Source organism: Mesorhizobium sp. B2-3-7 (assembly GCF_006442695.1).
In the GTDB taxonomy this organism is placed as follows: domain Bacteria; phylum Pseudomonadota; class Alphaproteobacteria; order Rhizobiales; family Rhizobiaceae; genus Mesorhizobium.
On the sequence record NZ_VFVV01000015.1, the window covers coordinates 101,273 to 122,636 of the forward strand.

General features: G+C 62.3%; 20 protein-coding genes, 1 tRNA gene and 1 pseudogene. 13 read left to right on the forward strand and 9 right to left on the reverse strand.

The features are described 5' to 3' along the window. Nucleotides 1-113 precede the first annotated feature (113 nt). From FJ940_RS24785 to FJ940_RS24800, 4 genes are read left to right on the forward strand one after another with little or no spacing between them, the layout of a single operon-like run. Nucleotides 114-1,691: an ABC transporter ATP-binding protein gene (locus FJ940_RS24785; protein WP_181171811.1), complete on the forward strand. Its 1,578-nt coding sequence runs from the start codon at nucleotides 114-116 to the stop codon at nucleotides 1,689-1,691. Continuing rightward, the gene (locus FJ940_RS24790; RefSeq protein ID WP_140658201.1) at nucleotides 1,688-2,818 is read left to right on the forward strand and encodes an ABC transporter permease; all 1,131 of its coding nucleotides are present in this window, start codon (nucleotides 1,688-1,690) and stop codon (nucleotides 2,816-2,818) included. Before FJ940_RS24785 ends, FJ940_RS24790 begins: the two co-directional genes overlap by 4 nt. After that, on the forward strand, nucleotides 2,818-3,738 hold the full coding sequence (locus FJ940_RS24795) for an ABC transporter permease (RefSeq protein ID WP_140498601.1): 921 nt from the start codon (nucleotides 2,818-2,820) through the stop codon (nucleotides 3,736-3,738). Before FJ940_RS24790 ends, FJ940_RS24795 begins: the two co-directional genes overlap by 1 nt. A 51-nt stretch (nucleotides 3,739-3,789) precedes the next feature. Beyond that, nucleotides 3,790-4,857 (forward strand): BMP family ABC transporter substrate-binding protein, encoded by a 1,068-nt coding sequence (locus FJ940_RS24800; RefSeq protein ID WP_140498600.1) that lies wholly within the window; start codon nucleotides 3,790-3,792, stop codon nucleotides 4,855-4,857. 45 nt (nucleotides 4,858-4,902) lie between these two features. On the opposite strand, the gene FJ940_RS24805 is transcribed toward FJ940_RS24800, so the two are convergent. Continuing rightward, nucleotides 4,903-6,009 (reverse strand): acyltransferase, encoded by a 1,107-nt coding sequence (locus FJ940_RS24805; protein WP_140658203.1) that lies wholly within the window; start codon nucleotides 6,007-6,009, stop codon nucleotides 4,903-4,905. Between the two features lie 99 nt (nucleotides 6,010-6,108). Further along, nucleotides 6,109-7,422 (reverse strand): 30S ribosomal protein S12 methylthiotransferase RimO, encoded by a 1,314-nt coding sequence (gene rimO / locus FJ940_RS24810; protein ID WP_140498598.1) that lies wholly within the window; start codon nucleotides 7,420-7,422, stop codon nucleotides 6,109-6,111. A 311-nt stretch (nucleotides 7,423-7,733) separates the two neighbouring features. Between rimO and FJ940_RS24815 the strand changes: the two genes are divergently transcribed. Further along, nucleotides 7,734-8,159 carry a hypothetical protein gene (locus FJ940_RS24815; protein ID WP_140658205.1) on the forward strand — a complete coding sequence of 142 codons (426 nt, stop codon included), beginning with the start codon at nucleotides 7,734-7,736 and terminating at the stop codon, nucleotides 8,157-8,159. Between the two features lie 29 nt (nucleotides 8,160-8,188). On the opposite strand, the gene FJ940_RS24820 is transcribed toward FJ940_RS24815, so the two are convergent. The 5 genes and pseudogenes from FJ940_RS24820 to FJ940_RS24840 all read right to left on the reverse strand — a co-directional run bounded on the left by FJ940_RS24820 (nucleotide 8,189) and on the right by FJ940_RS24840 (nucleotide 10,851). Continuing rightward, the gene (locus tag FJ940_RS24820) at nucleotides 8,189-8,875 is read right to left on the reverse strand and encodes a TerC family protein (protein ID WP_140498596.1); all 687 of its coding nucleotides are present in this window, start codon (nucleotides 8,873-8,875) and stop codon (nucleotides 8,189-8,191) included. A 184-nt stretch (nucleotides 8,876-9,059) separates the two neighbouring features. Then, the gene (locus FJ940_RS24825) at nucleotides 9,060-9,467 is read right to left on the reverse strand and encodes a DUF930 domain-containing protein (RefSeq protein WP_140498595.1); all 408 of its coding nucleotides are present in this window, start codon (nucleotides 9,465-9,467) and stop codon (nucleotides 9,060-9,062) included. Nucleotides 9,468-9,512: 45 nt separating this feature from the next. Next, nucleotides 9,513-10,211 (reverse strand): DUF2161 family putative PD-(D/E)XK-type phosphodiesterase, encoded by a 699-nt coding sequence (locus FJ940_RS24830; protein ID WP_140557216.1) that lies wholly within the window; start codon nucleotides 10,209-10,211, stop codon nucleotides 9,513-9,515. Between the two features lie 4 nt (nucleotides 10,212-10,215). After that, a pseudogene (locus FJ940_RS28915) lies at nucleotides 10,216-10,515 on the reverse strand (hypothetical protein); the annotation flags it as partial. A gap of 246 nt (nucleotides 10,516-10,761) precedes the next feature. Next, nucleotides 10,762-10,851 (reverse strand) — tRNA-Ser (locus FJ940_RS24840). 328 nt (nucleotides 10,852-11,179) lie between these two features. Between FJ940_RS24840 and FJ940_RS24845 the strand changes: the two genes are divergently transcribed. From FJ940_RS24845 to FJ940_RS24880, 8 genes are all read left to right on the forward strand, one after another. Beyond that, complete coding sequence (locus FJ940_RS24845) at nucleotides 11,180-12,397, forward strand: septal ring lytic transglycosylase RlpA family protein (RefSeq protein WP_140658209.1); 1,218 nt, start codon at nucleotides 11,180-11,182, stop codon at nucleotides 12,395-12,397. 83 nt (nucleotides 12,398-12,480) lie between these two features. After that, on the forward strand, nucleotides 12,481-13,647 hold the full coding sequence (locus FJ940_RS24850; RefSeq protein ID WP_140557226.1) for a D-alanyl-D-alanine carboxypeptidase family protein: 1,167 nt from the start codon (nucleotides 12,481-12,483) through the stop codon (nucleotides 13,645-13,647). Between the two features lie 183 nt (nucleotides 13,648-13,830). Continuing rightward, entirely contained in the window at nucleotides 13,831-14,505 is a 675-nt protein-coding gene (tmk, locus tag FJ940_RS24855; protein WP_140498585.1) for a dTMP kinase, read from the forward strand. Beyond that, nucleotides 14,502-15,557 (forward strand): DNA polymerase III subunit delta', encoded by a 1,056-nt coding sequence (locus FJ940_RS24860; protein ID WP_140498584.1) that lies wholly within the window; start codon nucleotides 14,502-14,504, stop codon nucleotides 15,555-15,557. Before tmk ends, FJ940_RS24860 begins: the two co-directional genes overlap by 4 nt. 83 nt (nucleotides 15,558-15,640) lie before the next feature. Next, nucleotides 15,641-17,194, forward strand: coding sequence for a methionine--tRNA ligase (metG, locus tag FJ940_RS24865; RefSeq protein ID WP_140498583.1), 1,554 nt, complete (start codon nucleotides 15,641-15,643; stop codon nucleotides 17,192-17,194). Further along, complete coding sequence (locus FJ940_RS24870; protein ID WP_140498582.1) at nucleotides 17,194-17,988, forward strand: TatD family hydrolase; 795 nt, start codon at nucleotides 17,194-17,196, stop codon at nucleotides 17,986-17,988. The genes metG and FJ940_RS24870 overlap by 1 nt, the downstream gene beginning before the upstream one ends. Nucleotides 17,989-17,991: 3 nt before the next feature. Further along, complete coding sequence (locus tag FJ940_RS24875) at nucleotides 17,992-18,813, forward strand: MBL fold metallo-hydrolase (RefSeq protein ID WP_140658210.1); 822 nt, start codon at nucleotides 17,992-17,994, stop codon at nucleotides 18,811-18,813. A gap of 283 nt (nucleotides 18,814-19,096) precedes the next feature. After that, complete coding sequence (locus tag FJ940_RS24880; RefSeq protein WP_140658211.1) at nucleotides 19,097-19,582, forward strand: heme-binding protein; 486 nt, start codon at nucleotides 19,097-19,099, stop codon at nucleotides 19,580-19,582. A gap of 385 nt (nucleotides 19,583-19,967) precedes the next feature. Here the strand turns inward: FJ940_RS24880 and FJ940_RS24885 are convergent, their stop codons facing one another. Together FJ940_RS24885 and FJ940_RS24890 are read right to left on the reverse strand one after the other, a co-directional pair. Beyond that, on the reverse strand, nucleotides 19,968-20,618 hold the full coding sequence (locus tag FJ940_RS24885) for a putative nucleotide-diphospho-sugar transferase (RefSeq protein WP_246671045.1): 651 nt from the start codon (nucleotides 20,616-20,618) through the stop codon (nucleotides 19,968-19,970). 470 nt (nucleotides 20,619-21,088) lie between these two features. Next, on the reverse strand, nucleotides 21,089-21,349 hold the full coding sequence (locus FJ940_RS24890) for a DUF1127 domain-containing protein (protein ID WP_181165346.1): 261 nt from the start codon (nucleotides 21,347-21,349) through the stop codon (nucleotides 21,089-21,091). Between the last annotated feature and the right edge of the window lie 15 nt (nucleotides 21,350-21,364).

Below are 21,364 nucleotides of genomic sequence, written 5' to 3' on the forward strand. Positions count from 1 at the left end.
CTTGAGTTTCCGCTGAAATTCTTGAAGCTCTTTCAAGTCGAGTGCTGCTTTCGCATGGGAGCTGGCCGCGCATACGATGCTTGCGGGAACACAGAACATATCCGGGAACCCGGATGGGAGGCACTGTGAGTGCAAATCATAACGGAGCGAATCTGCTTGAGGTTCGCGGCCTTACCAAGATTTTCGGCACGCTGACGGCGTGCGATCATGTCGACCTCGACATCGCCAAGGGTGAGATCCACGCGCTGCTCGGCGAGAACGGCGCCGGCAAGTCGACGCTGGTCAAGATGCTGTTCGGCTCGCTGGAACCCAATTCCGGCGAGATCTTCTGGAATGGCCAGGCCGTCCGAATTACCAGCCCGGGCGTCGCGAAAAAGCTCGGCATCGGCATGGTATTCCAGCACTTCTCGCTGTTCGAGGCACTGACGGCGGCCGAGAACATCGCGCTTTCCCTGGATGACGGTTCGCCGATCAGCAGCATCGCGGCCAAGGCGAGGGCGCTTTCCTACAGCTATGGCCTGCCGCTCGATCCGGAATCGCTGGTCGGCGACCTGTCGGTGGGCGAGCGCCAGCGCATCGAGATCATCCGCTGCCTGCTGCAGACGCCGCAGCTCATCATCCTCGACGAGCCGACTTCGGTGCTGACGCCGCAGGAGGCCGACAAGCTGTTCGAGACGCTCGAACGTCTGCGCTCGGAAGGCAAATCGATCCTGTACATCTCGCACCGGCTGGAGGAGGTCAAACGCATCTGCGACCGCGCCACCGTGCTGCGGCACGGCAAGGTGGTCGGCCACTGCAATCCGCGCGAGGAAACAGCCTCGTCGCTGGCCCGCATGATGGTCGGCAACGAAGTACAGGCTGTGGTGCGGGCGCCGGTCGCGGGCATCGAAACAGCGCAGTCCCTGCTCGAAATCCGCGGCCTCAGCCGCAAGCCGGCGACGCCGTTTTCGATCCCGCTCAAGAACATAAACCTCACCGTCCGCGCCGGCGAGGTGATCGGAATCGCCGGCGTCGCCGGCAATGGCCAGGGCGAGTTCTTCGAATCCGTTTCCGGCGAAGTCCTGCAGCCGGATGCCGCCTCGGTGCGCATTCGCGGCAAGGATGCAGGCAGCCTTAGCATTACCGGGCGCCGGCTGCTCGGTGCAGCCTTCGTGCCGGAGGAGCGCCTCGGCCATGGTGCCGCCCCGCGCATGCGGCTTTCGGAAAACCTGCTCCTGTCGCGCCATGCCACCGATGGCAAGACCTTTGTGGGCACGGGCGGAATGGTCAAGAGCGGCACCGTCTACGCCGCCGCCCAGCGCATCATCGAGGCGATGGACGTGCGCAAGAGCGCGCCCGATCCGGAGGCGGCAGCCCTGTCCGGCGGCAATCTGCAGAAATTCATCGTCGGCCGCGAACTCGACCGCAGGCCTGACGTCATGGTGGTCAACCAGCCGACATGGGGTGTCGATGCAGGCGCAGCCGCCCATATCCGCCAGGCACTCATCGAACTGTCCCGCAGCGGATCGGCGGTGTTGGTCATCAGCCAGGATCTCGACGAGCTGTTCGAGATATCGGATGCGATCGCGGTGATGCACAATGGCGAACTGTCCAGGCCGCTGGCGATCGCCGAGGCGACCTTCGAAAAAATCGGCCTGCTGATGGGCGGCGCCGAACCAGGCCACGCCGAACACACGCTGGAGACGGCATGATGCGCCTCGAACTCGTCAAACGGCCGCAGCGCTCGGCGCTGTTTTCCATGCTGTCGCCATTCATCGCCTTCGCGCTGACGATCATCGCGGGCGGCATCATGTTCGCGCTGCTCGGGGTCAATCCGTTCAGCGCGTTCAACATCTATTTCATCGAGCCGGTCAGCCAGGTCTGGCAGTTGCACGAGCTGGCGATCAAGGCGGCGCCGCTGATCCTGGTCGCGGTCGGCCTGTCGGTCTGCTACAAGGCCAACATCTGGAACATCGGCGCCGAAGGCCAGTTCATCTTCGGCGCCATCTTTGGCTCGGCCGTTCCGGTGCTGTTTCCTGGGTTCGAGGGCCCATTGGTGCTGCCGCTGATGCTTCTGCTGGGCATGGTCGGCGGTGCCGCCTACGCGGCTATCCCCGCATTTCTGAAAACCCGCTTCAGCACCAACGAGATCCTGACCAGCCTGATGCTGGTCTATGTGGCACAGCTCTTCCTCGACTGGCTGGTGCGAGGACCCTGGCGCGACCCGCAGGGCCATGGCTTCCCGCAGACCATCCAGTTCGGCGATTCCGCCATCCTGCCGGAACTGATGCCGGATGCCGGCCGCGCCAATTGGGGCTTCGTGTTCGCGCTGGTCGCGGCGGTGCTGGTGTGGCTGATGATGAGCCGCATGCTCAAGGGTTTCGAGGTTCGCGTGCTCGGCTCCAGCCCGAGGGCAGGGCGCTTCGCCGGCTTCGGCCTCAACCGCATGGTCTTCTTCGCCTTCCTGTTGTCGGGCGCCCTGGCCGGGCTTGCCGGGATATCGGAAGTTTCCGGCGCCATCGGGCAACTTCAGCCCGTCATTTCGCCCGGCTACGGCTTCACCGCCATCATCGTGGCGTTCCTTGGCCGGCTCAATCCGCTCGGCATCGTCGCGGCGGGCCTGGTGCTGGCCCTGACCTATCTCGGCGGCGAGGCGGTGCAAAGCGCGCTCGGCATCTCCGACAAGGTGGCGCGCGTGTTCCAGGGCATGCTGCTGTTCTTCGTGCTCGGCTGCGACACGCTCATCCATTACCGCATCCGGTTGATCGGTCTGGCGCTGACCAAATCGGAGAGTGCCGCGAAGCTCGAGGCCGCGCCAAAGTTGAAGGAAGCCCGCTGATGGACATCACCGTCAACATCCTCCTGACCATCGCCACGGCGGCGACGCCGCTGCTCATTGCGGCGATCGGGGAACTGGTGGTCGAACGCTCCGGCGTGCTCAACCTTGGCGTCGAAGGCATGATGATCATGGGCGCCGTCGGCGGTTTCGGCGCAGGCTATCTGACCGGCTCGCCCTGGATCGGGCTCTTGGCGGCCATCGCCATGGGCGCGCTGTTCTCGCTGCTGTTTGCCGTCATGACGCTGTCGCTGGCCACCAACCAGGTGGCGACCGGCCTGTCGCTGACACTGCTCGGCCTCGGCCTCTCCGGCATGATGGGAACCAGTTTCGTCGGCCAGCCCGGCGTCAGGTTGCCCAATCTCGATATTCCCGGGCTCAGCTCCATCCCGGTGGTGGGCAGACTGCTGTTCGGCCAGGATCCGTTGTTCTACATCTCGATCGCGCTGACGGCGGCGGTGATGTGGTTCCTGTTCCGGACGCGCACCGGGCTGACGCTGCGCTCGATCGGCGACAGCCACGCCTCGGCGCATGCGCTCGGCATCAGGGTCATCCGCTACCGCTATCTCTCGGTGATCTTCGGCGGCGCCTGCGCCGGTCTTGCCGGCGGCCATCTCTCGCTGGTCTACACCCCGCAATGGGTCGAGAACATGAGCGCGGGCCGCGGCTGGATCGCGCTTGCGTTGGTGGTGTTCGCGTCCTGGCGGCCGTGGCGGGTGCTGGCGGGCGCCTATATCTTCGGCGCGGTGTGGATCGGCCAGCTTCATGCACAGGCTTTTGGCATTCCGGTGCCTTCGCAACTGCTTTCTTCGTTGCCCTATCTGGCGACGGTCGTGGTTCTCGTTCTAATCTCGCGCAACAAGCGTCTGACGATGATGAACACACCGGCTTCCTTGGGGCAGCCATTCGTTCCGGATCGTTGACAACAATAACAAGACGGGAAGCTCCAAGGCTTAACTCAGAGAGGTAACACGATGAAAAAACTGCTTATTGCCCTGATGACGACGACAGCGGCATTTTCGCTGGTCGCGTCCGCGGAGGCCGCCGACAAGCTGAAGGCATGCTGGGTCTATACCGGCCCTATCGGCGACTTCGGCTATTCCTACCAGCACGACCAGGGCCGCCTCGAAGTCGAAAAGGCGCTCGGCGACAAGGTCGAGACCGCCTATCTTGAAAACGTCTCCGAAGGCCCCGATGCCGACCGTGCTTTCGAGCGGCTGGCGCGCGAAGGCTGCAAGATCATCTTCGGCACGTCCTTCGGCTTCATGGACGCCGAAGTGAAGGTCGCCAAGAAGTTCCCCAAGGTGATGTTCGAGCACGCCACCGGCTACAAGACGGCGGACAATCTCGGCATCTACAATGCGCGCTTCTATGAAGGCCGCTATGTGCTCGGTCAGATCGCGGCCAAGGAATCGAAGTCCGGCGTCGCTGGCTACATCGTCTCCTTCCCGATCCCGGAAGTGGTGATGGGCATCAACTCCTTCATGCTCGGCGCGCAGTCGATCAATCCGAATTTCAAGGCCAAGATCGTCTGGGTGAATTCCTGGTTCGATCCGGGCAAGGAAGCCGATGCGGCCAAGGCCCTGTTCGACCAGGGAGCCGATATCATCGTCCAGCACACGGATTCGACCGCGGCACTGCAGGTGGCCGAGGAGCGCAAGCTGCACGGCTTCGGCCAGTCCTCCGACATGATCAAGTTCGCGCCGAACGCGCAGTTGACCTCGCTGACCGACGAATGGGGACCTTATTACATCAGCCGGGTTCAGGCAGCGATCGACGGCACCTGGAAGCCCGACAATGTCTGGCTCGGCATCAAGGACGGCGCGGTGAAGCTCGCGCCTTACACCAATATGCCCGACGACGTGAAGGCAATGGCCGAGGCGACCGAAAAGAAAATTGCCGGCGGCTGGAATCCCTTCACCGGACCGATCGCCAAGCAGGACGGCTCGCCATGGCTGAAGGACGGCGAGGTCGCCGATGACGGCACGCTGCTCGGCATGAATTTCTACGTTAAGGGCGTCGACGACAAGCTGCCGCAATAAGCTCTACGTACGTTCGTCAGGGAAGGGCGCCGCGAGGCGCCCTTTTCATTCGGCGGCTTGCGCTACCGCCGGGACATGGCGAAACCGCACCAGGCCGGCGTCCACCCCGAGGCTGAGCCGGATCCTGAGCCAACGCTGCACCGGCCGCTCGAAATAGCGCCAGATCGCCCACGACACCAAAACCATGAGCGCCACGCAGGTCCACGCTGCAACCCATTTGCCGGCCAGCGGCGTCAAGGCGTTGATGAAGAGATAGCCGGCATTCTGGTGAAGAAGGTAAAGCGGGTAAGTCAGCCCGCCGAGAGCCAGCGTGAGCGGCGACGGTCTGATCCGGTCGCGCAGCAGGACAGCGCCGATCAGCGCCGCGTGCATCGCTAGGTTGGCGGCCACGAGATGGGCGGACGAGACCGCAATGCCATAATGCCCGATCATCCACTGTTGCGTCACCGATAGCGTATAGCTGGAGAGCACGAAGGCCGCCGCCAGCAACAGCAAGGCCGGCACTGAGCGACCATGCGCGTGGAGATGATGGACCAGCATGCCGGCGGCGAAGAACGGCCCGAACTCGGTGAGAAACAGAAGCCGCGCCGCGCCGCTGCCGAGCAAGAGTTCATTGACCGCCGAGATCGCCAGCCAGCCGAGGATCAGCCCCAATTTCCATCGCTGGAAAACGCCGGCAATCAGGGCCAGCGTCACCCAGCCGTAGAAAACCACTTCAAGCACGACCGACCAGTAGACGCCGTCCATGAAAGGTTGGCCGACGGCCGGCGCGAACATTGTGAGATTGGCGAGATACTGGCTGAAGGAGGCTGGGAGCAGCGGCGTGCCGGAAAAGGCGATAACCGCGAAGCTTATCGTCATGCAGAGCAGAAAGCCCGGATATAGACGCGCGAAACGCGCGACGGCGAATTCTTCCCAGCCGCCGCCTTCCGCCGACCATGCGATGACGAAACCGCTGATCAGAAAGAAAAGATTGACGCCGAGATAGCCGTACAGAGCGAGTGGAGCGGCATGAGGATAGCCCGTCGTGAGAAAGCCGTCGGCAGCCGCGCCGCGGAAGAAATAGTGAAACAGCACGACGGCCAGCGCCGCCGCCAGCCTCAACAGGTCCAGCGTCGCGATATAATCCTGGCGGACAGGTCTGGGGTCCATCCTGAGTTCCTGCGTTTACGGTCCGGAAACCATAAGGCAGGCGGCGGCCAAACAGGGTAAATGGCCGGAACTATCGCGAAATGTGGTAAATCGTGGTCCTCAGACGGCCGAACCGTAGAGATCATAGGCGTCGGCGCGATCGACCTTGACGGTGACGATGTCGCCGGCGCGCAGCGGGCGGCGCGACTGGATATGGACGGAGCCATCGATCTCAGGCGCATCGTATTTGGTGCGGCCCTTGGCCGATGTGCCATGCGCTTCGTCGATCAGCACCGGCAGGCGCTTGCCGACCTTCTTGGCCAATTGCGTCGCCGAGATCTTCTGCTGGCGCTGCATGAAGCGGTGCCAGCGCGCCTCCTTGATTTCCTGCGGCACCTGCTCAAGGCCGAGTTCGTTGGAGCGCGCGCCCCGTACAGGTTCATATTTGAAGCAGCCGGCGCGATCGATCTTCGCTTCGTCCAGCCAGTCGAGCAGCATCTCGAAATCCTCGTCGGTCTCGCCGGGAAAGCCGACGATGAAGGTCGAGCGGATGGCGAGGTCGGGACACACATCGCGCCAGCCGCGAATGCGCTCGAGCGTCTTTTCGCCATGTGCCGGTCGGCGCATGTTCTTCAACACCTGCGGCGACGCATGCTGGAAGGGGATGTCGAGGTAGGGAAGGATTTTTCCCTCGGCCATCAGCGGGATGACGTCGGCCACGTGCGGGTAGGGGTAGACATAGTGCATGCGCACCCAGATGCCGAGCTTGCCCAGTTCCTCGGACAGATCGAGGAATTTCGCCCGCACTTCACGATCACCGAACATGCTGGCCTGGTATTTGATGTCGATGCCGTAGGCGCTGGTGTCCTGCGAGATGACGAGGAGTTCCTTGACGCCGGCCTTGGCCAGTTTCTCGGCTTCACGCAGCACATCGGCCGCTGGCCGCGAGACAAGGTCGCCGCGCAGCGCCGGGATGATGCAGAAGGTGCAGCGATTGTTGCAGCCTTCCGAAATCTTGAGATAGGCATAGTGGCGCGGCGTGAGCTTGACGCCTTGAGGCGGCAGCAGATCGATATAGGGATCATGGCTCGGCGGCGCAGCCTCGTGCACGGCCGCCATGACGCTCTCATAGGCCTGCGGACCGGTGATGGCGAGAACGTTGGGATGCTTCTCGCGAATGACATCGGGCTCGGCGCCCAGGCAGCCGGTGACGATGACCCTGCCGTTCTCCGAAAGCGCCGAACCAATGGCGTTGAGCGATTCATCGCGGGCGGAATCGAGGAAGCCGCAGGTGTTGACCACGACGAGATCGGCACCGTCATGCTTGCGCGCGATCTCATAGCCCTCGGCGCGCAGGCGCGTGATGATGCGTTCGGAATCCACCAGGGCTTTGGGGCATCCGAGACTGACGAAGCTGACGCGCGGGGCGGACATGGGCAAGGTTCCAATGGACATGAACCGGAAACGCTGATCCGGCTCGAAGTCTCGACATATAGCGGTTTGCACGGCTCTGGCGGGAGCTCAATTCGGGCGGCGCAATAGCACGGCTCGCCCGATCAGGCAAACAGGCAAGCTCTGCGACATCGGCGATCTCGTTGTGCGGATCGAAGCGAAGAAGCCGAAAGCCGTTGGTTCGCGGCTCTTAAAGCGAATTGCCGGGTAATGGCAGCCAGTCAACGCGACTTTCAGCGCTATGATTAGGACTCACTAATATGCTATAGGCAGAATGGTGAGGGGCTAGTCCCATGAAACAGTTGCTAGGACATATTGCATTGGCGTGGCTTGTGCTGCCCGGCGATGCGGACGCACACGGTTGGTATACGGGCAAGACCGATCCCGTTCTTCACTATGACTGCTGCGGAAACAAGGATTGCCGCCCCATCGATTCCAACGATGTCAGGATGACCAAAGACGGCTATTTTGTCAGGCTGCACCCTACCTACTTGAATGAGCCACAAGAAGCAGAGTGGTTTATCCCGAGAGAACGTGTCCAGGCTGCGCCCGATGATCGATACCACATCTGCGAGCGTCTAATGACGTTTTATCGAACGATCATTCCCCATATGAAGTTTGATCCTTACCAGCGATATAGGTGGACGTGCTTCTTCGCGCCTATGGGCACCGGTTCAATCCCAATTAGAATGAACCACTATGCTGCAACTTCAAACTGACCAACATCGGCGGGCGCAAGGGTTCCAGCTCAGTGGCCGCTCGACCCGAACCATGGCGCCAGGAAAGCGAATTGGTCGGGAAACTGCTGCACGGCGCCGTCAAGAAGCATCTTCACGGCGACGTAAAGGATGATCAGCAGGCCGATATAGGCGATCCAGCGGTATTTGTGCAGCAGGCGCGCGACGAAGGACGCGGCGAAGCCCATCAGCGCAATCGACAGAGCGAGGCCGATGATCAGCACCGTCGGATGGTTCATGGCCGCTCCCGCCACGGCCAGGACATTGTCGAGCGACATGGATACGTCGGCAATGACGATCTGCCAGGCGGCCTGCGAGAAGGTCTTGCGCGGCGACTTGCCGGCAATGGTCCCATCCTTGTCGAAATCGCCATTCGACAGCGCTTCGGTCGCGTCGCGCTCCTGCTCGTGGCTGACACCCAGCTCCCGCCACATCTTCCAGCACACCCAAAGCAGCAGCAGGCCGCCGGCGATGAGGAGCATGGGGCCAATTGTCAGCAGCCATTGCGTGATCAGGGCGAAGAAAATGCGAAGGACGGTGGCCGCGATGATGCCGACCAGAATGGCCCGTTTGCGCTGACTGGCCGGCAAGCCGGCCGCCGCAAGGCCGATGACGATGGCGTTGTCCCCAGCCAGCGCAAGATCGATCGCGATTACCTGAAAAAGGGCCGATAAGCCTGCGGCAGTAAATATTTCCATCGACCTGGAAGCCCTTGCCTGTTCGCCGAGTGTTCGTTGTCGATCGCCCAGCCCGCCCTAAAGGCATGGTTCCTTGCCGTCAAGACATCGCTTCGGGCAACGCCGCAAAACCGCTTTCGTTGCAGCGGCGCCATTGAGGGGATTCGACAATCGCGGCAAGCGAGTCGAAACGGCAATGAAAAACCTAATCGTAGAGATTGTATTTTGCCCAGTCGGTCTCCGGAATTTCGTCGCCGATGCGGTAGCGGAGCTGTAAGACCTCCATATGGTCCGGCGCCGTCTCGCACTTGAATTTCAGCCGGTACCATTGCCCCTTGCTGCGGAAGGCGGCTCCTGGGCTCTTAATGGCGTCGTCGCTCATGACCGGCGTGGCAAAGGCGTAAGCGACCACCCGATCCGCCTTGTACTTGCGGTCGTCATGGGTGATCCGGTCGAGGACTTCAGCATCACAGCGCTGTTCGAGGCGGGTTTGCGGGTCGAGTTTCAGGAGGCCTGCGCGCAAGGCGCTGTCCATGGCGTTGGCCGGAAAAGCCAGGGTCAAGAACGCCATGACCGTCGTGCAGAGTGTCTTCATGGGCGGGACAAGCAGCATATTTTGTCTGAAAAATCAACCAAAGGGCCGGGCGTTGTCCCGCGCTCAGCCACTCGGCGCGTTCAAAATCCCGTGTCGGGATTCATCGTGCGACGGCTGCGGCCAACGCATCAGCGAGGCACGGCCGGCGTCGGTCAGATCGTAGACGCCGCGGTCGACGCGCGCGAACCAGCCATAGACATTGTGCAGCAGGATTTTCGGCGCAAGCGGCGTCAGCGCCTTGAGATCGCGCGGGCGCTTGGGCCCGTCGGCCAATGCCGCGGCGCAGGCGAGGGCGCTTTGGCGGTATGCTGTCATGATGGGATTGCGCGATCCCCCGCCCGCGACCGGATCGCCGCGGCGCCGGCGATGTTCGTCGACCAGCCGCGAGCGGCGCCGTGGGTTCTTGCGCGGCGTGACGGTGACCGGGCTCAGAAGCACCTCGACCCGGTCGCTCGCCGTTACGCCGAGCAGGCCGAAGCCAAGCCGGCGGCAAAGATTGCGGAACCGGGCGTCGCTCTCGCGTCCCTTGCCCCTGGCCGACATGCGCGCGGCCAGCCACACCTCGTCGCAGGCGGTCGCGCGGTCGACGCCTTGCAGCACCAGTTCGAGATTGAACGCCAGCTTCAACTCGCAAATGACGACGACGGGCGGCTCCCCCTCACGCAGCGCGACAATGTCGCAGCCGCCGATCTCGCCCTTCACGGCAAAATCCAGGCTTTCGAGAAACCGCTTCACCGGCGCGTAGAGTGAGGTTTCGTTCATAGGCTCAAGGCTTAGCCGATTCGGCACGAAAAGCCTCGGGAGCACGTCTACATGCCTTTCCGGGTTCGCCGAACCATCCTGATGCGGCTTGAGCGGCTTCCTCGGGGTTGGGGTCATCCTCGCCGGCCCAGGCCACGAAGCCATCGGGGCGCACGAGCACGGCGCTCAGGCCCAGTTGATCCCTGGCCTTACCGGCGACGTAGGTGATCCGGTCGCCCCAGCGGCCTGCAAGCGCTTCAAGCGATGGGCGAGCGTCAAAGTCAAGGAACAGGCCCTTGCCCGGGCTGAGGAGCCCGCCGATTTTGACAGCGGCTCGGCTCCGAATGCGCGGTCTTCCTCGGATGGCGGTTCAATATCTCGGATAAGGCTCGACGCGATGGCATCAGCGGTCGCCAACTCTCGCAGGAACACCGCCAGCGCTTCCTCTTCCAGCAGACGTTTTTTCGGGGGAGCCATGTCGCACTCCATAGTCAACCAGTGGGATGAAAGTGGGGATCGGTAACGCAACCTGCGATTAGCGAAGCCATATCGACACCTTACGGCAATAATCTGGCGGAGGGAGTGGGATTCGAACCCACGGTGAACTTGCGCCCACGCCGGTTTTCAAGACCGGTGCCTTAAACCGCTCGGCCATCCCTCCAGCGACATCTCTTCGCCCAGCGTCACTCGATCAGATATTCGAGCCTGGCGGCGAATGAAGAGAGCCATCTTGCTGATGCTCTAGTGTGCCCGGCAAAGATCTGTCAACCGGCATGCGCGGACCGCATGTTTCCCGGCAGCCGACGCCGGGCAGGGTGGCGTCACAATCTTGCCCGGTTCCGGCCACAATCGATTAATAGCGTGATAAACAATTCCTGCGCACAAAGGACAGGGGTTCGAGGCGTCGTTGGTCTTAGTCAGGTAAGCTTTGGCTCCTGCGACGTTCAAGCCGCGGCGTTTTTGGTCGAGACTGTAGGGGACATCAGGAAATGCAAACTACGGCGCGCCCGCGTCTACGCCGTGCTTGCGCTTTCGCGCTATTCACCATGTCGGCAGCCTTGCTTGCCGCCTGCGCGTCGCAGCCTGAACCAAAAGGGATGGTCCACAAGAAGACCCGTTCCAAGGAATATTTCGCCGAAACCGAATATGGCGTGAAGGCCAGCCCTCGCGTCGCCTTCATGCGGCGTGGCGGCGGCCGCGACCAGCTCGGAAAACCCTACCAGGTTCGCGGCAAGTGGTACTATCCGAAGGAAGACAAGCACTATGCCAAGGTCGGCCTGGCGTCGTGGTACGGCGATGCCTTTCATGGACGGCTGACCGCCAACGGCGAAGTCTACGACATGAGCCATCTGACGGCGGCGCACCCGACCATGCCTCTGCCGAGCTACGCCCGCGTCACCAATCTCAAGACCGGCAGTTCGGTCATCGTGCGCGTCAATGATCGCGGTCCCTACCACCAGGGCCGCATCATCGATGTCTCGGAACGCGCCGCCCAGATGCTCGACTATGCCAATGTCGGCACGGCCGAGGTGAAGGTGGAATATGTTGGCCGCGCGCCGCTCGACGGCAATGACGACCAGTATCTGATGGCCTCCTACCATCCAGGCAACAGGATACCGGATCCGTCGGACGGCCTGCCGACCGGCGTCATGGTGGCCATGAACGGACCGTCGCCCAGCCTGCCGGTGGGCGCTGCCGCCGTGCCGTTTCCGGGTCAGCTGACGAATACCGATATGATTCCGCAAGGGCAGGTGCCGGCACAATCGCCGGCCTTGGGTGACCTGGCGCTGCCCGACTTCGGTCCGATCGTGCCAGAGCGTCCGGATATCGGCCTGCCGCCGCAATCGCCGTTTTCGGTGGCCTCGCTCTCCTATGCCGACGAGCGCGTGCGGAGCGCCGATGTCTTTGCCGCACTTGACGACGACGGCATGTCGCCCGCCGACATCCTGCGCTCATGGAAGAGCGCCAATCCCCAGGCGCCGTCGCCGGCCTATGTCGCGGCCGGCACCTTCGATGACGCCACCGAGGCAAAACGCGTGGCCGCCGCGCTCGAGCCCTTCGGCAGGATCGAGATCCAGCGTTCCGAATTCGATGGCAAGGACTGGTATGCGGTGAACCTCTATCCGGACGGCCATGGCGGCGTCGACGATCTGCTGCAGGCGGCCTGGTCGCATGGTGCGCCGGACGCTCTGGCCGTGCGCAACTGATCTATTTTTCCCGCACGGTTGATCCTGCGGAAAAAACCCTGATAGCTTGGCTGCGCCAGAACCGGCAAACGGGTCGAGATTTCATGCAGTTGCGCGTCTTTCCGCCTTTGGCCGGATTTCTGGGATTGGCCCTGCTGCTGTTTTGCATCGCGCCCGCCAGCGCGCAGCTTTTCGAGACCAAGGCAGCCCAGGCCTTCATGATAGACGCCGACACAGGGACGGTGTTGTTTTCCAAGGACGCCGACAAGCCGATACAGCCGGCCTCGATGGCCAAGCTGATGACGATGGAAGTGGTGTTCAACGCCATCAAGTCCGGGCGCCTGACCCTCGACGACACGTTCGTGGTGAGTGAAAACGCCTGGCGCAAGGGCGGCGCCCCTTCGGGAACGTCGACGATGTTTGCCAAGCTCAAATCGGCGGTCCGGGTCGAGGACCTGATCCAGGGCGTGACGGTGCAGGCGGCCAATGACGGCTGTATCGTGCTGGCCGAAGGCTTGGCCGGGTCCGAGGACAATTTCGCCGCGCAGATGACCGAACGCGCCCGCCAGATCGGCCTGACCAAATCGACTTTCGTCAATTCGACCGGGCTGCCGGCGGAGGGCCAGCAGACGAGCGTGCGCGAGCTGGCAATGCTGGCTTTGCATCTGTGGCGCGAGTATCCGGACCTTTATCGCTACTACGGCCTGAAGGATTTTACCTGGAACAAGATTTCGCAGAGGAATCGCAACCCGCTGCTGGCGATGGACATCGGCGCCGACGGCCTGGCGGTCGGCAGCAGTGAGGTGTCCGGCTTTGGCATAGTCGGCTCGGTCGGCCACAATGGCGCGCGGGTGATCGCGGCGATGAGCGGGCTCGCCAGCGACAAGGAACGCGCCGAGGAGGCGCGCAAGCTGCTCGAATGGGGTGCCCGTTCCTTCGAGAAGACGCAAATCTTCGCCAAGGACGAGGTGGTGGGCCAAGCTCAGGTTTTCGGCGGCATTAAAGCCGGCGTGACGCTGAAGGCGAAAGGGCCGATCGCCATCTTCCTGCCGGTAGCCAACCGCGACAAACTGACGGCGAGCATCGTCTATGACGGACCGGTTGCCGCACCTGTGGAGGAGGGGCAGCCGGTAGGCGTGCTGCGGGTCTGGATCGGCGATACGCTGAGCCAGGAGACGCCGCTGTTCGCCGCCGAATCGATCGGCATCGGCACGCTGCCGCAACGCGCCCTCGACGCCGTCAAGGAACTGGCCGTCGGCTGGCTCCGCTAAAGCGCGTCGCGCTGAACCGGATTCACGCGATGCGCTTTAGCGTCTTTGTTTATGCATGTCGTTCTCTCAAAGCCGAGCTCACTTTTGAGCGACTGCGATAACTCCGGCGGCATGGACGTTTCCCCGAACGCGGACTATCTAGAGCGCTAGAATCCATTCAAATAAGGGATAAAGGCCTTTCGATTGGCACGCGGATTTTTCATCACCTTCGAAGGCGGCGAAGGAGCAGGCAAGTCGACGCAGATCGAGCGGCTGGCGGGAAAGATGCGCGCCAAGAAATACGACGTCCTCGTCACCCGCGAGCCCGGCGGCTCGCCGGGCGCGGAAGCGGTCCGGCATGTGCTGCTTTCGGGCGCCGCCGAGCCGTTTGGGCCGAAGATGGAAGCGCTGCTTTTCGCCGCGGCGCGCTCCGACCATGTCGAGCAGGTCATCCGCCCGGCGGTCGAGCGCGGCTCCATTGTCCTATGCGACCGCTTCCTGGATTCCTCGCGCGTCTACCAGGGCGTCACCGGCGGCCTCGACCCGGTGTTCATGGAGACGCTGGAGCAGGTGGCCATCAATGGCATGATGCCCGACATGACGCTGATCTTCGACATCGATCCCACCGAAGGCCTGAGACGCGCAACAGTACGTCGCGGCGCCGGCGCCGGCCCCGACCGCTTCGAAAAGGAAACACTTGCCATTCACGAGGCGCGCCGCGAGGCATTCCTGGCGATCGCGGCGGCCGAGCCGGAGCGCTGCGTCGTGATCGACGCATCCGCCGCTCCCGATGCGGTAGAAAATGTCGTCACCGCCACGGTGTTCGCGGCGCTGGAGGCGAGGGCGCCCATGCGCAACAGACAGACCGCACCCGCATGATCTTCGAACGCATCGCGCCGGAACAGCATGACACGCTGGACGGCGTCCCCGAACCGTCCGAAACGCCACGCCTGGTCGGGCACGGGCAGGCCGCCGCCATGCTCGCCGCCGCCTATCGTGCTGGAAAGCTGCCGCACGCGCTGATCTTCGCCGGACCGCTCGGCATCGGCAAGGCGACGCTCGCCTTCCATCTGGCGCATCACCTCCTGAAGCATCCGGCCTTCGAGCAGGCGCCGGAGACGCTCGCCGTTCCCGATCCGGCGTCCTCGCTGTTTCGCCAGATCGCCACCGGCGCGCATCCCGGCGTGCTGCATCTGACCCGTCCGCTGAACGACAAGACCAAGAACTTCAAGACGGTCGTCACCGTCGACGAGATCCGCAAGGTCAATCGCTTCCTGTCGCTGACTTCGCATGACGGCAGCTACCGGGTGGTGATCGTCGATCCGGCCGATGACATGAACACCAATGCAGCCAATGCCTTGCTGAAGAATCTCGAGGAGCCGCCGGCGCGAACGCTGTTCATCCTCATCGTCCATGCACCGGGCAGCCTGTTGCCGACGATCCGCTCGCGCTGCCAATTGGTTCGGCTGTCGCCGCTCGATGCCGACGAGCTGATGGCGGTGCTGGAAACTGCCGAGCCGCCTCCGCCGGACGATCCGGCCGCGCGGACAGCCCTTGCCGCGCGGGCAGGGGGCAGCGCCCGCAATGCGATCCTCCTGACGCAGTATGGCGGGTTGGAGATCGCCGAAACGCTGGACGCCCTGGTGAGCGCCGGCAAGAGCGACATCGCCGGCGCCTATCGCCTTGCCGAGGTGGTGGCCGGGCGCGACCAGGCGATCCAGTTCGATATCTTCAACCGCCGCGCGCTCGACCTGTTGTCCTATGCGGCGAGCCGGGCGGCGCTGGCCGGCGATCTCGCACGAGCCAAAACGCTTTCGGACACTTGGCATGAGGCGCTGGACGCTATATCTGAGACTGATACCTACAATCTCGACAAGAAGCAGCACGCCTTGACCATGATCGACCGCCTGAAGTCTGCAATGCGAATGTGATGGTTCCCTCGGGATGGCAATCGCCGCCCCGATGCGATATCCACCGCCACGCCTTACATTCAGACATTCATGACGGTTCATTCATGTCACGCGATACATACTACGTCACGACCGCGATCTCTTACCCCAATGGCAAGCCGCATATCGGCCATGCCTACGAATTGATCGCCACCGATGCGCTGGCCCGCTTTCAACGGCTCGACGGCAAGCAGGTCTTCTTTCTCACCGGCACCGACGAACACGGCATCAAGATGCTGCAGACAGCGAAGAAGGAAGACATTTCGGCGCGCGAACTGGCCGACCGCAATTCGGCCGAGTTCAAACGCATGGCGACCGCTCTCAACGCCTCCAACGACGATTTCATCCGCACCACCGAAGAGCGGCACTACGCGGCCTCTCAGGCGATCTGGAAGGCGATGGCCGCCAATGGCGACATCTACAAGGGCGGCTATGCCGGCTGGTACTCGGTGCGCGACGAAGCCTATTACGGCGAGGAGGAAACCGAGGTTCGTCCCGACAATATCCGCTATGGCCCGCAAGGAACGCCGGTCGAATGGGTCGAGGAGGAAAGCTATTTCTTCCGGCTCTCGGCCTATCAGGACAAACTGCTGGCGCTCTATGAGGGCCAGCCGGATTTCATCGGCCCGGCCGAGCGGCGCAACGAAGTGATGAGCTTCGTCAGATCGGGACTGAAAGACCTGTCGATCTCGCGCACGACGTTCGACTGGGGCGTGCCGGTGCCCGGCGACGAGAAGCACGTGATGTATGTCTGGGTCGACGCGCTGACAAACTACATTACCGGCGTCGGCTATCCCGATGAAAAAGCAGATAATTGGAAATTCTGGCCGGCCGATGCGCACATCATCGGCAAGGACATCGTGCGTTTCCACGCCGTCTACTGGCCGGCCTTCCTGATGTCGGCAGGCATTCCGCTGCCGAAGCGCGTCTTTGGCCACGGCTTCCTGTTCAACCGCGGCGAGAAGATGTCGAAATCGGTCGGCAACGTCATCGACCCCTTCACCATGGTAGAGCACTACGGGCTCGACCAGGTGCGCTATTTCTTCCTGCGCGAGGTGCCGTTCGGCCAGGACGGCAGCTACAGCCACGAAGCGATCGTCAACCGCACCAATGCCGACCTCGCCAACGGCATCGGCAATCTGGCGCAGCGCTCGCTGTCGATGATCGCCAAGAACTGCGGCGGCGTGGTGCCGACGCGCGGCGAGCTGACGGATGCCGACAAGGCAATCCTCGATCAGGCGGCGGCCGCTCTTGCCGCCGCGCGCAAGGCAATGGCCGAGCAGGGCATCCATCTGGCGCTGGCGTCGATCTTCGGCGTGGTGGCCGAAGCCGACCGGTATTTCGCCGGACAGGAACCCTGGGCACTGAAGAAGACCAACCCCGAGCGCATGCAAACGGTGCTGTGGACAACGGCCGAGGTGGTCCGGCGCGTGGCGATTCTGTGCCAACCCTTTATTCCAGGATCGGCCGCGAAGCTGCTTGACCTGCTGGCGGTGCCGGCAGACGAGCGCAATTTCGTGCATCTCCACGCCGACCATGCGCTTGTGCCGGGCAGAGCGTTGCCTGTGCCAGAAGGCGTGTTTCCGCGTTATGTCGATCAGCCGGAAGCGAACGGCTGATGCTCGTCGACAGCCACTGCCATCTGGATTTTCCGGACTTCGCCGAGGAACGGGCGGCCGTCGTCGCCCGTGCCCTGGCCGCCGGGATCGGCCGCATGGTAACCATTTCGACGCGCGTGAAGCGATTTCAGCAAATACTTGAAATCGCAGATGCTTTCGACGAAGTGTACTGCTCCGTCGGAACCCATCCGCACAATGCCGCCGAAGAGCTTGACGTGACGACGGCGGATCTCGTGCGCCTGTCCGCTCATCCAAAGGCGGTGGCGATCGGCGAGGCCGGGCTCGACTATTTCTATGACAAGGCGCCCCGCGATGCGCAGGCGCAGGGTTTGCGCAACCACATCGCCGCTGCTCGCGAGACGGGCCTGCCGCTGGTCATCCATTCGCGCGACGCCGACGACGACATGGCTCATATTCTTGAGGAAGAAACGGGGAAGGGCGCCTTCCCATTCGTCCTGCACTGTTTTTCGTCGGGACGCAGGCTGGCCGAGGTCGGCGTCTCGCTGGGCGGCTATGTTTCGTTTTCCGGCATCCTGACCTTCAAGAATTCGCCCGAAATACGCGCCATAGCCGCCGACCTGCCGCACGACCGGCTGCTGGTGGAGACCGATGCGCCATATCTCGCGCCGATCCCATTTCGCGGCAAGCGCAACGAACCCGCCTATGTCGCGCACACGGCCAGGGTTCTGGCCGAGACGATCGGCGTCAGCGAAGGTGAAATCGCAGCTTTGACGACCGATAATTTCTTCCGGCTGTTCGGCAAGATGCCGCGACCCGCCGAGCAAAGCGCCTGAACGATGACAGACCGGCTGCGCCTCACCATTCTCGGCTGTGGCTCGTCACCGGGCACGCCGCGCATCACCGGCGACTGGGGCAATTGCGATCCGCACAACCCGAAAAATCGGCGCATGCGCACGGCAGCCCTTGTCGAGCGGATTGCCGAGAGCGGCGCCCGCACCACCGTCGTCATCGACACAGGACCGGATTTCCGCCAGCAGATGCTGATGGCGTCGGTCAAACGCATCGATGCCGTCGTCTACACCCATCCACATGCCGACCACATCCACGGCATCGACGACCTGCGCGGCTTCGTGCTCGACCAGCGGCAGCGGATCGATATCCATGCCGACCAGCCAACGATGCTGCGGCTGCGCCAGGCCTTCGGCTACTGTTTCGAGACGCCGCCAGGCAGTTCCTATCCACCGATTGTCGACGCCCATATCATCGATCACACAAAGCCGGTCGTGATCGAAGGCGAGGGCGGTGCCCTCACCCTCGAGCCGCTGCCGCAGGTTCATGGCGACATCATATCGCTCGGTTTCCGCATCGGCGGACTAGCCTATTGCCCCGACATCAGCGATTTTCCGGCTGCCACCGCCGAGCGGCTGCGTAATCTCGATGTCCTGATCATCGACGCGCTGCAGTACAGGACGCACCCGAGCCATCTGTCGCTTGGCCAGGCGCTTGAGTGGATCGAGCGGCTGGCCCCGAAACAGGCTGTGCTGACCCATATGCATGGGCCGCTGGACTACGCTACCGTGATGGCTGAGACTCCGGCAAATGTCGAGCCGGCATTTGATGGCATGGCGCTTGAAATTCCTTATAGATCAGACAGATAGAATGTTCTCTTCATAGCTGGCATTGGTCGCCTGGCCATGAGCCGCGACTACAGGTGCGACGTCGAGATCTTGCACTTGGCATCGCCACACGGCCGCCGCCAGTTCGCTGCCGCTTCAAGATTGCAAAATGTTCAAAGAGGATTGCATTGTCAGGCCGGTGGATGCTCGTCGATCTGCATTGCAGGCCTGACAGGCAGTCGCAGTCTATGTGACAACTTCCTAAAATATACATTGAGAACAAGAGGCGCTAATCTTTGCCCGTTAGTTGGAAAGGAGAGGCCAGATGATTCGCAAACTCGTACTTACAGTGACGCTTCTTGCTCCTATCGCTACCACAGCGCAGGAATTGCCAACCGCCCCTTACTTGCCGCTTGAACGGGCAACCAAGGCAGCACAAGCCGCGCTGGAGGCCTGCGCTGCCGAAGGCAGCAATGTCAGCGTCGCCATCGTGGCGCGGAGCGGCGCGACGCAAGTGCTGCTCAAGGCCGATAATTCCGGCGCACACACCGCATCCAGCGCCGAAGGCAAGGCCTTCACCGCGGCAGCCTTGGGTCGCGACACTGCGGGGCTCGCCGAATTCATAGCCTCCAAGCCGGCAAATGACGGCATGCGTGACATGGATCGTCGCATGGTGATCCAGGCTGGCGGCTTGCCGGTCAAGTTCGGCGATGCCTTGGTGGCCGGCATTGGCGTCGGCGGTGCTCCTTCGGGCGATATCGACGCCAAATGCGCCGCCGCCGGGCTCAAGGCGATCGGCGCCGCCGAGTAGACCTGCCTAGACCTGCCTAAGATGCCAACGCAGCCCGTCCAAGGCGGGCTGCTCTGTTGAACGGGGTTCAGTCTGTGAACCCTGTCTCCACACCGGAACCGGCGGACGTAAGATCGCATTCGACCGGCAACCGACGGCCGATCCTGAGACCCGAGCTGGAAGCTTAGTTCCATAATCTATCTTATGCGACTTTCGGCAAGGTAGGAATGTCGCTCCTGCTTGTGCGCAGCCAATCTCCCCACCTCAACTCTCCTGACACGGTTTTTGGTGCCCGTTCTGCTAAACTGGTGAATTGGAATGAACGCTTTGCAGATCACGGGCCACATGGCAGCCGCTTCGTCGCCGCCCGCGAGGGCATCGAAGCTGCAGCAATGGCTGTCGTCGGCTACCTGCGTAGCCGCTCTCTGTGTTCGTCAAGAATGCGCTCAATGGTCCGGACTCGGTCCTGCCGACGGTTGAGACCTCTGCGTGCTTTGCCGCGAGCGTGCCGCTCATAGATTTCCCGGCTCGCCTGGAGCTGCTCGATATACACCTTATCGGGCTTCCCATTCTCAAGGCGGTCGAACACCCAGCAGAACGGCGCCGGGAGCTGGCCTTCGCGATAGCGCGGGCTTGCCGAGGCCTGATCTTCGTCGAGGATTTCCTGCAGCACGACCTGATCCCAGACTTCCGGGTTTTCATCGCTGCGCTTCTTCCACAAGGCGAGGATCTCGCGAGCAGCCGGCGTATCGTTGATGAGGATGGTTCCAGCCATCAGCCGGCCACTTTCGCGATAGACCGCGATGTCGCAATCAAAACCGGCGAGCTCCGGCCAGGGATCATGATGGAAGACCGTGTCGACGTCCACATACAGCAGCGGTCCCTGAAGCCTCCTACGCATATTGACAAGGAATGTCGGCTTCAGGCTCGCGTTGCGCACCCAGGATCCAGCGTCGGCGAATGGCCGGGCTTGGACAGAAAGGCCAAGACGCCACGCTGACGCGGTCATGCGAGCGGCTTCTGTCTCATAGAAGGAGTTGATCGTAAAGAACGCCACGATTTCACCGGTCCGGGTTGCCGGGCGGCTGTGGGTTTATCGGGAAGGGAGCGAGCATTTCCCGGTGCCTGTGTTTGGTGGCCCGGAACAAATCAAGAATGTGGGTGAGCAACGCGAAGCCTTATTAGGATATGAATATTTAGACGCCAAGCATATAGCAATAAGTCCGAATAGCCTCGCAATGCGATAAAGTCATCGGTAGCGGCGCAGAAAACATTGGGCCACAACCATTTTGTTGACGAGGGGCGCCAGCTGGGCCGAGGCCGCGGTCTGGAACTCCTGTCCTTGCGCTCAACCAGATCATTTCGCCGGCCATGATGCAGCCGTAAGGATACACCTGGTCGATGACCTCGGCGAGTTCGTGCTTTGGATCTGGCGACGCGCTGCTGGTTTGCCCCCGGCTTCTCGAGGCAACCTCCCTACCCCAGAACTTTCAATGAGCTCCGCTCGCTCTGGTTGCAGCATTCGGCCTACCGTTGCCAAAAAGGCTTTGCCAGCTCCGCCTCGACCTGTTGTCTCGTCAATCCGATGTCGTCGATCAGATGGGGATTGTCCTTCGACATTCGCTCAAGCTCCCAGCGAAAGCGTATCCGCTCGCGCCAGGTCCGATCGTGCCAGGCCGCGACAATGCTTCGCAGGGTCGCCAAGTGCCGACGCGACGCTTCCGCCAGCACTACAGGCATTCTCGGCCGCACCGTCTGACACCGCGTCGATGCAAGGGTATCGTTCATGGCAACCTCCTATGG